Source organism: Pseudonocardia petroleophila (assembly GCF_014235185.1).
In the GTDB taxonomy this organism is placed as follows: Bacteria; Actinomycetota; Actinomycetes; order Mycobacteriales; family Pseudonocardiaceae; genus Pseudonocardia; species Pseudonocardia petroleophila.
Genome location: NZ_CP060131.1, coordinates 6,434,629 through 6,448,888, shown reverse-complemented (window position 1 = coordinate 6,448,888; position 14,260 = coordinate 6,434,629). Strand labels below are relative to the sequence as shown.

Here is a 14,260-nt window from a genome sequence, read left to right as displayed (position 1 = left end):
CCATGACCAGGGTCCGGGTGGCGGTGGTGTTCGGCGGGCGCAGCAGCGAGCACGCGATCTCGTGCGTGTCCGCGGGCAGCGTGCTGGCCCACCTCGACCCCGAGCGGTTCGAGGTCGTCCCCGTCGGGATCACCCCGGACGGGGCCTGGGTCCTGGGCACCGACGACGTCCGCGAGCTGGCGATCTCCGGCCGCGCGCTGCCGTCGGTCGACGGCTCCCGCACCGCGCTGGCCCTGCCCGGTGACCCCACCCGCGGCGGCCTGGTCGTCCTCGACCCCGACCGCGCCGGCGAGGTGTTCTCCGGCGTCGACGTCGTGTTCCCCGTCCTGCACGGGCCCTACGGCGAGGACGGCACGATCCAGGGGCTGCTGGAGATGGCGGGCCTGCCCTACGTCGGCGCCGGGGTGCTGGCGAGCGCGGCGGGCATGGACAAGGAGTTCACCAAGAAGCTCCTCGCCGCCGACGGCCTGCCGATCGGCACCGTCGTCGTGCTTCGGCCGGGCACGGCGACGCTGACGGCGGAGCAGCGCGAGCGCGTCGGGCTGCCGGCGTTCGTGAAGCCGGCCCGGGCGGGCTCGTCGGTCGGGATCACCCGCGTCACCGACTGGGCCGACCTCGACACGGCGATCGCGACGGCCCGCGAGCACGACCCGAAGGTGCTGGTGGAGGCCGCGGTTGTCGGGCGCGAGGTGGAGGTCGGGGTGCTGGAGCTCCCCGACGGCTCGGTCCGCGCGAGCGTCGCGGCCGAGATCCGGATCGTCGGCGACGCGGAGTGGTACGACTTCGACGCCAAGTACCTCGACGACGTCTGCGAGTTCGACATCCCGGCCAAGCTCGACGACGACGTCGCCGACCGCGTCCGCGAGATGGCGGTCGCCGCCTTCCGCGCGCTCGACGGCCAGGGCCTCGCCCGCGTCGACTTCTTCGTGGGCGCCGACGGCGAGCTGACCGTCAACGAGGTCAACACCATGCCCGGCTTCACGCCGATCTCGATGTTCCCGCGGGTCTGGGCCGTCACCGGCCTCGACTACCCGGCCCTGCTGTCCACGCTGGTCGAGACCGCGCTCGCCCGGGGCACCGGCCTGCGCTAGCCGCCGGTCACCGTCTGCCAGATCAGGAACCCGTTCAGCCCGATGATCACCAGGGCGGCCAGCCCGGCGACCGCGGTGGTGGCGCGGCGGTTGACGAGCTCGCGACGAACGCCGGCCCGAAGAACGCCAGCCGTCCGCGCAGCCCGGGCCTGCGCCGCATCTCCTGCACCGACGGCGACGGCGTGCCGTCACCGCCGCGGGCCGTCGTCACCATGAAGCGGGACGTCAGGCGGGCCTGATCACGTCGACAAGAGGTGTCTCACGACGAGACGACGTGCCCGTGGACGAGCTGGGTCAGGGTCGGGCCGAGCGCGTGCCGGTCGTCGCCGACGCGGACCCAGTGCGGGCCGCCGAACGGCGCCTGCTCCTCGACCGTCAGCTCCGCCCCGGGGACGATGCCCAGGCCGCCCAGGTAGCGCAGGGCGGCGCTGTCGCGGTCGGACACCCGTTCGACGCGGAACCGCGACCCCGCGGGCACCGCGTCCAGCGGCGTGCCGCGTACCTCGACGTGCGGGCCGTCGCGGGGCGGGATCGGGTCGCCGTGCGGATCGTGGGTGGGGTGGCCGAGCGCGGCGTCGATCCGGTCCTCCAGCCGCTCGGACAGCGCGTGCTCGAGGAGCTCGGCCTCGGCGTGCACCTCGTCCCACGGCACGTCGAGGACCTGCGCGAGGAAGGTCTCCAGCAGCCGGTGGCGCCGCACGACCCGCAGCGCCGCCTGCTCGCCCGCGGCGGTGAGGGCGACGGTGCGGTGGTCGGGCCGGTCGAGCAGCGCGCCGTCCTCCAGGCGCTTGAGCATCGCCGACACCGACGGCGACGAGACCCCCAGCTCGTGGGCGAGCGTGCTGGTGGTGACGGGGCCCCCGTGATGGGCGAGCGTGTAGATCGCCTTGAGGTAGTCCTCGGTGGCCCGGGACATCGTCACCATGCGTCGAGCGTAGAACGCCCCTACCGGACCACGACGGGGGTGGCGGGCAGTGTGTCCCGCACCACGTCGGACACGGCCTGCAGCGGGCCGCTGCCCGCGTCGACGGGCGTGGTCAGCACGACGTAGACGGGCCGGTCGACGGCCACGTAGCTGACGATCACCGGCTCCGGCACGCCGTCGTCGAGCTGCAGCCACTGGACGCCGTCGATCTCGAGCAGCGCCGAGGTCGGCGTCAGCTCCTGCGGCCGCGGCAGCCCGCAGCGCAGCACGACCGGGCGCGGCGCGGCCGCCCAGGCGCGGACGCCGTCCGGAGCGGGATCGGCGAGGGCGCGGACGGGGAGGGTCGCGTCGCCGGACGGGAGGTCGCCGTCGAGGTTCGCGAGCAGCGAGGTGCACTCCGGGCCCGCGGCGTCGGGTGCGTCGACGGGGGGAGTGGCCAGCGGCGTGGTGTCGGGCGCGGGGGTCTCGGACCCGGCGAAGCGGGCCGTGATCCCGATGCCCGCCACCACCACGGCGAGCAGCACCGGCAGCGCGATCGCGATGAGGACCGGCAGCGGCGGACGGGTGGCGGCGGGCACCGGGATGCTCAGCCGGCCAGGTGGACCACCGGGCACGTGAGCGTCCGGGTGATCCCGTTGACGCCCTGCACCTGTGCGACGACGAGCTGCCCGAGGAGGTCGACATCGTCGGCCTCCGCGCGCACGATGACGTCGTAGGGCCCGGTGACGTCCTCCGCCGAGATCACCCCGGTGATCCCGGCGATCGAGGAGGCCACGGCCGCGGCCTTCCCGACCTCGGTCTGGACCAAGATGTACGCCTGCACCACGTCGTGCCCCTTCCACTGAGCTCTGACTACGTCCGGGACCGTCCGTGGGGAGGAAGGTCGGACGCCGAACGTACCGGAGGAGACCCCGTTGCCCACATCGTCGACCCCTGCGGAGAAGAAGATCACCCTTGCTTCACTCGGTGAGTTCGGCCTGATCGCGAGCGTGACGGCCGGCCGGACGCAGCCGGCGTCGACGCTGCTGGGTCCCGGGGACGACGCCGCGGTGGTCGCGGCGCCCGACGGGCGGGTCGTCGCGTGCACCGACGTGCTGGTCGAGGGCGTGCACTTCCGGATGGACTGGTCGACGCCCGAGCAGGTGGGGCGCAAGGCGGCCGCGGCCAACCTGGCCGACGTCGCGGCGATGGGGGCGGTGCCGACGGCGCTGCTGGTGGGGCTGGCCTGCCCGGCCGACACCGACGTCGAGCTGCTGCAGGGGCTCACCGACGGGCTGTGGGCCGAGGCCGAGGCGGCCGGGGCCGGGGTGGTGGGCGGCGACGTCGCCGCGTCGGCGCAGCTGGTGCTGTCCGTGACCGCCCTCGGGTCGCTGGACGGGCTCGATCCCGTCACGCGCAGCGGGGCCCGGCCGGGAGACGTGCTCGCGGTGGCGGGGCGGCTGGGGTGGTCGGCGGCAGGTCTCGCGGTGCTCGGGCGGGGGTTCCGGTCGCCGGTGGCGGTCGTCGGGGCGCACCGGGTGCCGGAGCCGCCGTACGCGGCCGGTCCGCAGGCGGCGCGGGCCGGGGCCACGGCGATGATCGACGTGTCGGACGGGCTGCTGGCCGATCTGGGGCACGTCGCCGTGGCGTCGGGGGTGGTGGTGGACGTGCGGTCCGCGGCGTTCTCGGTGACCGGGCGGTTGGCCGACGTGGGGCAGGCCCTCGGCGTGGACCCCCTGCACTGGATCCTGACCGGCGGGGAGGACCACGCCCTCGCCGCCGCCTTCCCCGGTTCCGTTCCGGAGGGATGGCTGGTGATCGGGGAGGTGCGGGCCGGGGCCGCTGCTGTTCTGGTGGACGGGCGGCCCTATGAGGGTGGGCCGGCGGGGTGGGAGCACTTCTCCCGTTAGGTGGACATCGGTGCTTCCGGTCCGGGTCCCGTGGTTACGTGTGCTGCTGCACCTTTCTTCGGTCGATTCGTAGTTCTGCGCACGTCAGACCGATAGAATCGAACGCATGTTCCCCTCCGTTCTCGATCCCGATCCTCCACAGGGAGTCGTGCCCGATCCGGTTCCGTCCGGTGTCCTCGGGCTCGAACTCGATCTCACCACCAGCGATCTCACGCTGTTGTCCGACGCCGATCTGGTGGATGCCGTGGTCGGGTTCGAGTCGATGGTCTCCTGGGCTGCGGCCCGCCAGTTCGCCGTTCTCGCCGAGTTCTCCCGGCGGGGCGGGGACGGATCCATCCGGCCGGTGACCGCTGCGGTCCCGGCGCGGGAGTGGGCCGGGCCCGAGGTGGCCATGGCGTTGACCTTGTCGCCGGGGGCCGGTGAGGTGCGGTTGGCGCAGGCGATCCGGCTCGACGGGGTGCTGCGCCCGACCAGAGACCTCCTGGAAGCAGGCCGGCTCGATGTGCCGAGGGTGCGGTTGATCCTGGACCGGCTCGCGGTCCTGTCCGACCTTCACGCGGCCGCGGTGCAGGAGCGGGTGCTGCCTGCGGCGCCCGGTCAGACGTGGGCGCAGTTGTCCGCGGCGCTGCGCCGGGCGATCCTCACCGTCGACCCGGACGGGGCCGCGGAACGTCATCAGGCGGCACGGAAGGAACGCCGGGTGGACGTGTTCCCGGGTGAGGACGGGATGGCGACGGTGTGGGCGCGGATGTCCGCCCCGGACGCCGCGTCGTCGTTCCAGTGGCTGACCCGTCTGGCCCGCGGCATGGGCGCCGACGACCCGCGGACGCTGGACCAGCGCCGTGCCGACCTCGCCGCCGCCGCACTCACCGGGAAGCTGGTCATCCGCGACCCCACCGCGGACCCGACGGTCGTGGCTCCGGTGACACCGGGGAAGCCGTTGATCACCGTCGTGGTCCCCTACTCCACGTTGATCGGGGCGGATGAGGGGCCGTGCGAGATCACCGGGTACGGCCCGATCCCCGCCCACCTGGCCCGCGACATCGCCGCCGACGCGGTGTGGCGGCGCCTGGTCACCGACCCGCTCTCGGGCGCGGTGCTCGATCACGGCCGCGCCACCTACCGACCACCCGCCGCGTTGGCCGACCACGTCCGGGCCCGGGACGTGACCTGTCGGGCCCCGGGCTGCCGCCGGGCCGCGACCACCTGCGAACTCGACCACGTCATCGCCTGGGCGGACGGCGGGACCACGTCGGAGGACAACCTGGCCTGCCTGTGCACCGCCCACCACGACCTCAAGGAACAACCCGGCTGGCAGGTCACCCTGCACCCGGACCGGTCACTGGAGTGGACCACCCCGACCGGGCACACCTACCGCACCGAACCCCACGACCACCGCTGATCAGCCGAGCCCGGTCCCCACCGGAGGAGCGGCCCCCTGCATCGCGCCGTGCCCTGCACCGCGCCTTGCGCCGCCCTCTGCACGCGCCCTGCACCGCCGCCGCCCGCCGTGGCGCTGTTGCCTGCCGCCCGGTGCTGTTCGCTGCCCCGCCGTCCTGCGTGAACGGAACCGGGTTGCCGTGCGGACCGCCGGGAACAGCAACGGAGTTCCGCTCGGCCGTCACGGCTGCGGTCGGTGCCCGCCCACCGGCACGGTCGGGTCGTGTGACGGGAGCCCGCGCGGCCCGCCACGGCCACCGCCGGGTATCCGTGTGCTCAGGGCAGCATCCAGCTCAGGACCGGCGAGGCCTGCAGGGCGATGAGCGTCGACAGGATCAGGAGCATCCCCAGGCTCCAGCCGATGACCTTGCGGAGGAGCGTGCCCTCCTGGCCGTCCAGCTTCACCGCCGCGGCGGCGATGGTGAGGTTCTGGGGGCTGAGCATCTTGCCCAGCACCCCGCCCGAGGAGTTGGCGCTGGCCAGCAGCTCCGGGGGCAGGCCGGCGCCCTGGGCCGCGGTCACCTGGAGCGAGCCGAACAGGGCGTTGGCCGAGGTGTCGGAGCCGGTCACGGCGACCGCGAACCAGCCGAGGACGGGGGACAGGAACGCGAGGGCGGCACCGGCTCCGGCGACGAACAGGCCGATCGAGGTCGTCTGGCCCGAGGCGTTCATGACGTAGGCCAGCGCCAGCACCGAGGCGACGGTGAGGATCGCCCACTTGAGCTCGCCGACGGTCGTCGTCCAGGTGGTGATCGTGCGGCGGGCACCGACGCCGAGCACCACCGCGACGATCACCGCGGCGACGACCATCAGCGTGCCCGCGGTCGACAGCACGGCGAAGGAGAAGTCGTTGACCTTGTCGCGGGCGCCGTCGGGGGTCAGCACGTCGAGGCCGGGCCAGGCGAACGCGATCTTCACCGAGGCCAGCAGGTCCTTGATGCCGGGCAGCTGGGCCAGCGCGAAGACGACGATGATGATCGCGTACGGGGCGTAGGCCTTGCGGATCTCGGCGGGGGAGTCGGGCGTCTCCTCGGGATCGCGGTCGCCGTCGCCGGTGGAGCCGCCGCCGGTGGAGGGGGTGCCGGTGGAGGAGCCGCCGGTGGTGAGGGCCGGCTTCCGCGCCGCCCACACCGCGTTCGGCTGCACGCGGGCCAGCGCGAAGACGGTGACGGCCCCGGCCAGCGACGCCACGATGTCGGTGAGCTCGACGGAGAAGAAGTTCGAGGTCAGGAACTGGCCGAGCGCGAACACGACACCGCAGCCGAGCGCGGGCACCCACGCCTCGCGCAGGCCGCGCCGCCCGTCGACGATGAACACCAGCACCAGCGGGACGAACAGGGCGAGCAGCGGGGTCTGCCGCCCCACGGTGGACGACACCACGTCCAGCGGCAGGCCGGTGACCTGCGCGAGCGTGATGACCGGGACCCCCATCGCCCCGAACGCGACGGGCGCGGTGTTGGCCACCAGCGCCACGACCGCGGCCTTGACCGGGGCGAAGCCCAGCGCCACGAGCATCACCGAGGTGATCGCGACGGGCGCCCCGAACCCGGCGAGCGCCTCCAGCAGCCCGCCGAAGCAGAACGCGACGAGGATGGCCTGGGTCCGGGTGTCGATCGAGAGCGTGCCGAAGCTGCGGCGCAGCACGTCGAAGTGCCCGGTGGCGACGGTCATGTTGAACACCCACAGGGCGTTGACCACGATCCACAGGATCGGGAACAGGCCGAACACGGCGCCGTGCGCCGCGGCCGACAGCGACATGCCGAACGGCATCCCGAACCCGGCGATCGCGACGACCAGCGCGGTGCCCAGCCCGGCCAGCGCGGCCCAGTGCGCCCGCACCCGCAGCGCACCCAGCAGGACGAGGACGACGGCGAGCGGGAGGACCGAGACGAGAGCGGACAGGCCGAGCCCGCCCACCGCCTCGGGATCCTGCTGGTACTGCGCGAGGGCCCACATGAGCGGGGAGTGTGCGCCACCGGGCGCGGTTCAGCAGGACGTGGCCGCCATCACCCCAGTCGGATGACCGTGGGCCGGTCGGCCTCGAACGCGTCGGCGACGAGGTCGACCAGGTCGTCGGGCTCGTCCGCGCGCACCTCCAGCGCCCCGACGTCGAGCGGGGAACGGCCGACGGCGGGCCCGTCGTCGCTGCCGTCGCGCACCACCACGACGGGCAGCGCGAGACCGAGCTCCACCGCGGCGGCCAGTTCCTCGGCCGCGGCGGCGAACGCACCGGTGCCGAGCAGCACGGCGACCGGGCGGGCCGGGCGGGCCACGGACGCGCCGATGGCCGCGGGCACCCCGCCGGGGCAGAACAGCCGGGGCGCGGGCACCGGGAAGAAGTGCACCGAGCCGAGCCGGGTGACCGGGGTGCTGCCGCCGACCAGCACCCCGTGGGGTGGGAGGGCGTCGCGCAGGACGTCGTTGACCAGCTCGAACGCGCGGCCGTCGGCCCGGGCCTGCTCCCGGCAGGCCGCCCGCAGCGCCGCGGCGCGGACGACCCCGATCGCCGTCCGCCACGGGGGCAGCGCCCCGCGCAGGGCGGCGACGGTCGCGGTGGCGTCGCCGAGCAGGCCGACGCCCGAGCCGTTGTGGGGCAGTCGGTCCTCGTCCACGTCGATGCGGATCGCGGCCACCCCGTCGGGACAGGTGAACCCGCTGCCCACGACGAGGACGACGTCGCTGTCGGCCGCCGCCTCCGCCACCGCGCGGAAGCGGCCCGACGCGCCCGCCGAGAGCGGGTGACCGTCGTCGACGACGCCCTTGCCGCCCGCGGTGGTGGCCACCGGGGAGCCGAGCGCCTGGATCAGGGCGGTGATCTCGTCGGACGCGTCGACCGCACCCCCGCCCGCGATGACCAGCGGACGCTCCGCGGCCTCCAGCAGCTCCGCGGCCCGCCGGATCCCGTCGGCGTCGGCGACGAGCGGTGCCGCCGGGGTGACCCAACGGGGGCTCCCGCTCCAGTCCTGGTCCAGGACCTCCGGCGGCACGTCGACCTGCACGGCCCGCGGCCGTCCCCGGTGCATCGCGGTGAGCGCGCCCGCGACGGTGTCGACCGCCGCGTCGGCGGTGCGGACCGTGCCTCCGCCGTGGGCGGTGAGGAACAGCAGCGAGTGGGACCCGGCGCCGGCGGGCCCGTCGACCGAGGCGACCACCCCGGGACGGCCGCTGACCCGCGCGTAGGCCACGGCCGCGCGCTCGGCGGCGTCGTCGTCGGGCAGCCCGACCACCGAGAGCCCGGCGGCCAGCAGGTGCCCGACGAGCGGATGGCCGGGAGTGCCGAAGGCGGTGTCGACGCCGTTCGCGGCGAGGGTCTCGGCGACGGCGGCACCCCCGTCGCGTCGTGCCCCACCGTGTCCTGCGTCACGTGCCACGCCCATGGGGAGACCTTGCCCGCCCGGGCGCCTCTCCGCTCGTCGTCGGACCCCGATTACCCCGGATGTCGTACTGGGATCAACCCGCAGTGGCCGCGTACAGGTCGCGGAGCAGCGCGATCTCCGCCCCGTGGTGGATGGCCTCGCGGTGGATGTGCAGCACCAGGGTGGCCATCGGGTGCTCGGCGAACGGCCCCTCCGTCGGCCCCACCGGGCGCGCGAGCGCGGCGTCGTCGAGCCGGCGGACGCCGTCGATCCACGCGTCGTGGGTCGCGTCGAGCTGCCGCAGCGCCTCCTGCGCGGAGCCCGCGTAGTCGTGGCCGTCGTAGTCGTACGGCGGGCCGCCGAAGTGGCTGTGCACCCGCGCCCCGAACACCCCGACGACGACGTGCGCCAGCCGCCACGCGATCGTCGTGACGGGGGCGGGTTCGGGCGGCGGGAACGCGAAGTCGATCGTGAACGCCCCGCTGCCCGCCTGGACGGGGGCGCTCGACGTGCCCCGCGGCCGTACGCTCCACGCGCCGGGCGCGGGTTCGTGGAAGTACTCCTCGTCGGTGAGCCCGCTCAGGCGCGGCCGGAGCTGGCCCTGCCAGTGCCACTCCAGCTGCTCCACGAGCTCGTGGGTCCAGTCGATGCTCATGGCGCCCACCGTAGGGGTGACCCCCGACGGTCCCGACCGGATCGCGTTGCCCCGGATGTCGTAGCGTCGCTCCGTGCGCCGCACCACACACGCTCCGCTGTTCGCCCTCTCGGCCCTGCTGCTCGCGGGCTGCGGGATGCTGCCGGACCGGGCCGCCGCCCCCGTCGACCTCGCGGCGTTCGCGCCCACCGCCGAGAACAAGGACCCGTCGGTGCAGATCGACGGCGTCGAGGGGATGGTGTTCTCCGGCGCGCAGCACGTGGGTCCCGACACGCGCGTGGCGTACACGTTCACCCCGCCGATCGGCGGCACCCACGACCAGGCGTGGGCCGCGTGCAACGGTGCGGTCTACCCCGAACCGCTCCGCAGCGAGAACGCCGTGCACTCGCTCGAGCACGGGGCCGTCTGGATCGCCTACGACCCCGACCGGGTCGACGGCGCCGCGCTCGACGCCCTCACCGCCCGCGTCGAGGGGCAGCCGTACATGCTGCTCTCGCCCTACCCCGGCCTCGACTCGCCGATCTCGCTGCAGTCCTGGGGCCACCAGCTCGCCCTCGACGACGCCGACGACCCGCGGATCGACCAGTTCGTCGCCGCCCTGCGGCAGAACCGCTACACCCACCCCGAGCCGGGTGCGTCGTGCGACGAGATCGGGCGGGGCTACTTCGACAGCGCCAGCCCGCCCCCGTTCGCCCCGGTCCCGGACGTCTCCGACGTCGACGGCCGGGCGGTCGTCGCGGAGTCCTGACGCCGCGGCCGACCCGCCGGGCCGGATCGGCAAACTCGCCGGGCGGGGACCGCAAACTCGCCGGGCGGGATCGGCAAACTCGCCGGGCCGGATCGGCAAACTCGCCGGGCGGGGCCGGCAAACTCGCGGGGGTGGGGGTCCACCTCCCCGCGAGTTCGCCGAACTGCACCGGCGAGTTCGCCGTTCACGTCCGGTGCGTCGGCCGATCGCGCTCAGGTGCGGGGGACCGGCACCCCGCGGATGCTCGCGTCCAGCAGCTGCACCGGGTGCAGGATCGGGACGCCGTCGGCGGCCATGTGCTTGCCGATCTGCAGCAGGCAGCCCGGGTTGGCGGTGACGATGACGTCCGGGTGCACCGACCGCACGTTCGCGGCCTTGCGCGCCCCCAGCTCGCCCGCCGCCTCCGGCGCGACCATGTTGTAGATCCCCGCGGACCCGCAGCACAGCTCGGCCTCGGGCAGGTCCACCAGCTCGACGTCCGGGATCGTCCGCAGCACCGCCCGCGGCTGCGCCCGCACCTTCTGGGCGTGCCCGAGGTGGCAGGCGTCGTGGTAGGCGACCCGCCCGCGGAACGGGTGGCGCGGGGCCACCGGCTCCAGCTCGGCGAGCACCTCGTGCACGTCGCGCACCCGTGCGCTGAACGCCTGTGCGCGGTCGGACCAGGCGTCGTCGTCGGACATCAGGTGCCCGTACTCCTTCATCGACGACCCGCAGCCTGCGACGTTGGTGATGACCGTGTCGACGTCGAGGGTCTCGAACCGCGCGATCGTGCGCCGCGCCCGCCCGAGTGCCGGCTCCTCGCGCCCGGCGTGCAGCTCCAGCGCGCCGCAGCACCCCTGGTCGCGGGGCACGAGCACGTCGTAGCCCTCCGCGGCGAGCACGCGCACGGTGGCCTCGTTGACGCGGTGGAAGAACACGTCCTGCACGCAGCCCGACAGCAGCGCCACCCGCCCGCGCCGCGCCCCGACGGCCGGGGTGAACACGGGCAGACGCGCGAACGCCTCGCGCACCGACACCGGCGGCAGCAGCGACTCCATCGCCGCGAGCCGCCCCGGCAGCCGCTCGGCGAGCTTCCGCACCGCCGGGATCGTGCGCAGCTTCTGGTACAGCGCCCCGGGCAGCGCGGCCGCGCGCAGCCGCCGCGTGTACGGGAACAGGGCGAAGATCGCCTCGCGGAAGAGCTGGTCGCCGCGGTCGCGCTCGACGTTGCGCTCGATCTGCGGACGCACCGACTCCAGCAGCTTGTCGTACTGCACGCCCGACGGGCACGCCGTCACGCACGCCATGCAGCCCAGGCACGCGTCCATGTGCTCGGAGAACGGACCCTCCAGCTCGATCTCGCCCTTGCTGGCGAGGTCCATGAGGTAGATGCGCCCGCGCGGGGAGTCCATCTCCTCGCCCCACAGCTGGTAGGTGGGGCAGGTCGGGAGGCAGAAGCCGCAGTGCACGCAGTCGTCGAGCAGCTCGCGCTCCGGCGGACGGTGCGCGTCGAACGCACTCGGCCCGGTCTGCGGGAGGTTGGTGTCGGCGGAGCCGGCGGGAGTACTCACATCACATCCAGGGGGAGAAGCGGCCCGGACCGAAGCGGCCGTCCGGGTCGAGCTCGGTCTTGAGGGCGCGCAGCACGGGCAGTGCCGAGGGCGGCGGTCCCCACGCGGCGGCGTCGGCCCCCGGTGGGCGGTAGCGCAGCTGGGAGGTGCCGCCCGCGGCGTGCACCCGGCCGTGCGCCTCGGCGACGACGTGCGGCGGCAGCGACACCGTGGCGACGCCCGTACCCAGCCCGACGGTGGCGGCGTCGGCGGCGATCTCGGAGACCAGCGCCGGCAGCACCGACGGCCGGGCCCCGATCCGCAGCACGGCGGCCTCGGGCGACCCGCGGGTCAGTTCGGCGTGCCGCAGCCACGGGTCGTCGGCGCCTGCGGCCTCGTCGCCCCCGCCCAGCACCTCCCGCAGCCGCTGCACCCGCGCCGGGAGCGCCTCGTCGGTGCCCTCGATCCGGACCAGGAGCCGCCCGCTTCCGTCGCTGACCCACTCCAGCGCCACCGGCTCGTAGGGCCCCTCCAGCACGCGCGCGGCCAGCTCGGCGGCCTGCGCCAGCGGGGCGTCGACGACGAGCGTGGCCGTGCGCTGCGGCACCGGGTGCAACCGCAGCACGATCTCGGCGAGCACCCCGAGCGTCCCGTACGAGCCGTGCAGCAGCTTGGCCAGGTCGTACCCGGCGACGTTCTTGATCACGTGCCCGCCGCTGCGCGCCACCGTGCCGTCGGCGAGCACGACCGTGACCCCGATGACGAGGTCGCGCATCGTGCCGTAGACCAGCGACGACGGCCCGGAGTCCGCCGTCGCGACGAGCCCGCCGAGGGTGGCGCCGTCGGCGATCCGGGCGGCGTCGAGCGAGACGTGCTGCCCGTGCTCGGCCAGCTCATCGACCAGCGCGCGCAGGGGCGTGCCGGCGCGGGCCGACACCGTCATGTCGCCGGGGTTGTGGGTGACCACGCCGGTCAGCGCGGAGACGTCGAGCACGGCGTCGACCGGGTCGAGCTCGCCCGCCCAGTTCGCCGCCGTCCCGGCGCCGGTCACCGCGAGGCGCCCCGGGGTGTCGCGGACGGCGTCGCGGACCTCGGCGAGGTCGGCGGGCCGCAGGGTCGTCGTAGTGGTCACAGTCGCTCGATCGCTCCGGTCTCTTCCAGCGGGTGCGGCTTGTACTTCCCCGGGCGCTCGCCGCACAACCGCGGCGTGGGCAGGACCTTGCCCGGGTTGCAGATCCCGTCGGGGTCGAAGGCGTGGCGGACCCGGTGCATCGTGGCCAGGTCCTCCTCGCCGAACATCTTCGGCATCGAGCACGCCTTGTCGGTCCCGATCCCGTGCTCGCCCGAGAGGGACCCGCCCATCTCGACGCACAGCTCCGCGATCTCGCCCGACAGGCGCTCGGCGCGCTCGGTCTCCCCGGCGGCCGCGCTGTAGAGCACCAGCGGGTGCAGGTTGCCGTCGCCCGCGTGGAAGACGTTGGCGACGCGCAGGCCCGCGTCGGTGCCCATGCCGGCGATCCGGTCGAGGACCTCGGCGAGCCGGGTGCGGGGCACGACGCCGTCCTGCACGAAGTAGTCGGGGGAGATGCGGCCGACGGCGGCGAACGCGGCCTTGCGGCCCTTCCAGATCTTCGCGCGCTCCTCCGGGGACCCAGCGATGTGCAGCCGCGTGCAGCCGTGCTTCTCGCAGATCGCCTTGACCAGCTCGAACTGCGCGTCGCACTCCTCGACCGGCCCGTCGAGCTCCACGACGAGCGCGGCCGGGACGCCCACCGTGTAACCCGCGTGCACCGCCTCCTCGGCCGCCTCGATGGCGAGGGTGTCCATCATCTCGACGGCCGCGGGCACGATCCCGGCGGAGACGATGTCGGAGACGACGTCGCCTGCCGACGCGACCGACGGGAAGTCGGCGAGCAGCGTGCGCACCGACTCCGGGGTGCGCAGCAGGCGCACCGTGACCGACGTCGTGATGCCGAGGGTGCCCTCGGACCCGAGGAAGACCCCGCGCAGGTCGGGGCCGGCCTGCTCGTTCGTGTCGGTGCCCAGGGTGACGACCGAGCCGTCGGGCAGCACGACCTCGCAGGACAGGACGTGGTTGGTGGTGAAGCCGTACTTCAGGCAGTGGGCGCCGCCGGAGTTCTCCGCGACGTTGCCGCCGATCGTGCAGACCTGCTGGCTCGACGGGTCCGGCGCGTAGTACAGCCCGTGCGGCGCGGCGGCCGCGGTGATCTCCAGGTTCGTGACGCCCGGCTGCACGACCGCGCGGCGGTTGACCGGGTCGACCTCGAGCACCCGCTTGAGCCGGGCCAGGCTGATCACCACCCCGTCGGCGACCGGGAGTGCGCCGCCGGACAGGCCGGTGCCCGCCCCGCGGGCCACGAACGGCACCCCGTGCTCGTGGCAGACCCGCACCGCTGCCGCCACCTGCGACGCGTCGCGGGGCAGCAGCACCAGGTCCGGGCGCACCCGGTAGCCGGTCAGGCCGTCGCACTCGTAGGCCCGGCACTTCACCGGGTCCGACAGCACGTCCGCCGGATCGAGCACCCGCTCGAACGCCTGCCGCACCCCGCCGTGGAGCGTCACGGGTGGCCTCCTTCGTTGCGTGTCGATGGTCCGAACGAGACTAC

Annotated in this window: 14 protein-coding genes; 4 read left to right on the top strand and 10 right to left on the bottom strand. The window is 74.6% G+C overall.

Annotated elements, in window-relative coordinates; genetic code table 11:
• The first annotated feature begins 2 nt into the window (after nucleotides 1-2).
• Nucleotides 3-1,091 carry a D-alanine--D-alanine ligase family protein gene (locus H6H00_RS31550; protein WP_185719290.1) on the top strand — a complete coding sequence of 363 codons (1,089 nt, stop codon included), beginning with the start codon at nucleotides 3-5 and terminating at the stop codon, nucleotides 1,089-1,091.
• 46 nt (nucleotides 1,092-1,137) lie between these two features.
• Here H6H00_RS31550 and H6H00_RS31545 read toward each other — a convergent pair whose 3' ends face one another.
• The 4 genes from H6H00_RS31545 to H6H00_RS31530 are packed head-to-tail and all read right to left on the bottom strand — an operon-like array spanning nucleotide 1,138 to nucleotide 2,842.
• On the bottom strand, nucleotides 1,138-1,305 hold the full coding sequence (locus H6H00_RS31545) for a hypothetical protein (protein WP_185719288.1): 168 nt from the start codon (nucleotides 1,303-1,305) through the stop codon (nucleotides 1,138-1,140).
• A 45-nt stretch (nucleotides 1,306-1,350) separates the two neighbouring features.
• Entirely contained in the window at nucleotides 1,351-2,016 is a 666-nt protein-coding gene (locus H6H00_RS31540) for a metal-dependent transcriptional regulator (protein WP_185719287.1), read from the bottom strand.
• 20 nt (nucleotides 2,017-2,036) lie between these two features.
• On the bottom strand, nucleotides 2,037-2,594 hold the full coding sequence (locus tag H6H00_RS31535) for a DUF3515 domain-containing protein (RefSeq protein ID WP_185719285.1): 558 nt from the start codon (nucleotides 2,592-2,594) through the stop codon (nucleotides 2,037-2,039).
• Between the two features lie 8 nt (nucleotides 2,595-2,602).
• Complete coding sequence (locus H6H00_RS31530) at nucleotides 2,603-2,842, bottom strand: Lrp/AsnC ligand binding domain-containing protein (RefSeq protein ID WP_141279762.1); 240 nt, start codon at nucleotides 2,840-2,842, stop codon at nucleotides 2,603-2,605.
• Nucleotides 2,843-2,930: 88 nt separating this feature from the next.
• Between H6H00_RS31530 and H6H00_RS31525 the strand changes: the two genes are divergently transcribed.
• Both H6H00_RS31525 and H6H00_RS31520 read left to right on the top strand, forming a co-directional pair.
• Nucleotides 2,931-3,905, top strand: coding sequence for a thiamine-phosphate kinase (locus tag H6H00_RS31525; RefSeq protein WP_185719283.1), 975 nt, complete (start codon nucleotides 2,931-2,933; stop codon nucleotides 3,903-3,905).
• Nucleotides 3,906-4,011: 106 nt separating this feature from the next.
• The gene (locus H6H00_RS31520; protein WP_185719281.1) at nucleotides 4,012-5,307 is read left to right on the top strand and encodes an HNH endonuclease signature motif containing protein; all 1,296 of its coding nucleotides are present in this window, start codon (nucleotides 4,012-4,014) and stop codon (nucleotides 5,305-5,307) included.
• 314 nt (nucleotides 5,308-5,621) lie between these two features.
• Here H6H00_RS31520 and H6H00_RS31515 read toward each other — a convergent pair whose 3' ends face one another.
• The 3 genes from H6H00_RS31515 to H6H00_RS31505 all read right to left on the bottom strand — a co-directional run bounded on the left by H6H00_RS31515 (nucleotide 5,622) and on the right by H6H00_RS31505 (nucleotide 9,356).
• A complete protein-coding gene (locus tag H6H00_RS31515; RefSeq protein ID WP_185719280.1) occupies nucleotides 5,622-7,301 on the bottom strand; it encodes an L-lactate permease in 1,680 nt (559 codons plus the stop codon).
• 50 nt (nucleotides 7,302-7,351) lie between these two features.
• Nucleotides 7,352-8,722 (bottom strand): thiamine pyrophosphate-binding protein, encoded by a 1,371-nt coding sequence (locus tag H6H00_RS31510; protein WP_185719278.1) that lies wholly within the window; start codon nucleotides 8,720-8,722, stop codon nucleotides 7,352-7,354.
• 73 nt (nucleotides 8,723-8,795) lie between these two features.
• The gene (locus tag H6H00_RS31505; protein ID WP_185719277.1) at nucleotides 8,796-9,356 is read right to left on the bottom strand and encodes a DinB family protein; all 561 of its coding nucleotides are present in this window, start codon (nucleotides 9,354-9,356) and stop codon (nucleotides 8,796-8,798) included.
• 136 nt (nucleotides 9,357-9,492) lie between these two features.
• Here H6H00_RS31505 and H6H00_RS31500 point away from each other — a divergent pair, with 136 nt between their 5' ends.
• Nucleotides 9,493-10,104, top strand: a complete 612-nt coding sequence (locus H6H00_RS31500) for a thioredoxin-like domain-containing protein (RefSeq protein ID WP_185722923.1) — start codon at nucleotides 9,493-9,495, stop codon at nucleotides 10,102-10,104.
• Nucleotides 10,105-10,316: 212 nt separating this feature from the next.
• On the opposite strand, the gene H6H00_RS31495 is transcribed toward H6H00_RS31500, so the two are convergent.
• From H6H00_RS31495 to H6H00_RS31485, 3 genes are read right to left on the bottom strand one after another with little or no spacing between them, the layout of a single operon-like run.
• Nucleotides 10,317-11,654 (bottom strand): (Fe-S)-binding protein, encoded by a 1,338-nt coding sequence (locus H6H00_RS31495; RefSeq protein WP_185719276.1) that lies wholly within the window; start codon nucleotides 11,652-11,654, stop codon nucleotides 10,317-10,319.
• Nucleotide 11,655: 1 nt separating this feature from the next.
• Nucleotides 11,656-12,765, bottom strand: a complete 1,110-nt coding sequence (locus H6H00_RS31490; RefSeq protein ID WP_185719274.1) for an FAD-binding oxidoreductase — start codon at nucleotides 12,763-12,765, stop codon at nucleotides 11,656-11,658.
• A complete protein-coding gene (locus H6H00_RS31485; RefSeq protein WP_255425486.1) occupies nucleotides 12,762-14,216 on the bottom strand; it encodes an FAD-linked oxidase C-terminal domain-containing protein in 1,455 nt (484 codons plus the stop codon). The genes H6H00_RS31490 and H6H00_RS31485 overlap by 4 nt, the downstream gene beginning before the upstream one ends.
• Nucleotides 14,217-14,260 lie beyond the last annotated feature (44 nt).

Bases quoted from the DNA above. Each gene is read 5' to 3' on its own strand.
- H6H00_RS31500 (WP_185722923.1), top strand. From the start codon at position 9,493: ATGCTGCCGGACCGGGCCGCCGCCCCCGTCGACCTCGCGGCGTTCGCG.
- H6H00_RS31510 (WP_185719278.1), bottom strand. From the start codon at position 8,722: ATGGGCGTGGCACGTGACGCAGGACACGGTGGGGCACGACGCGACGGG.
- H6H00_RS31515 (WP_185719280.1), bottom strand. From the start codon at position 7,301: ATGTGGGCCCTCGCGCAGTACCAGCAGGATCCCGAGGCGGTGGGCGGG.
- H6H00_RS31505 (WP_185719277.1), bottom strand. From the start codon at position 9,356: ATGAGCATCGACTGGACCCACGAGCTCGTGGAGCAGCTGGAGTGGCAC.
- H6H00_RS31540 (WP_185719287.1), bottom strand. From the start codon at position 2,016: ATGGTGACGATGTCCCGGGCCACCGAGGACTACCTCAAGGCGATCTAC.
- H6H00_RS31550 (WP_185719290.1), top strand. From the start codon at position 3: ATGACCAGGGTCCGGGTGGCGGTGGTGTTCGGCGGGCGCAGCAGCGAG.
- H6H00_RS31545 (WP_185719288.1), bottom strand. From the start codon at position 1,305: ATGGTGACGACGGCCCGCGGCGGTGACGGCACGCCGTCGCCGTCGGTG.
- H6H00_RS31520 (WP_185719281.1), top strand. From the start codon at position 4,012: ATGTTCCCCTCCGTTCTCGATCCCGATCCTCCACAGGGAGTCGTGCCC.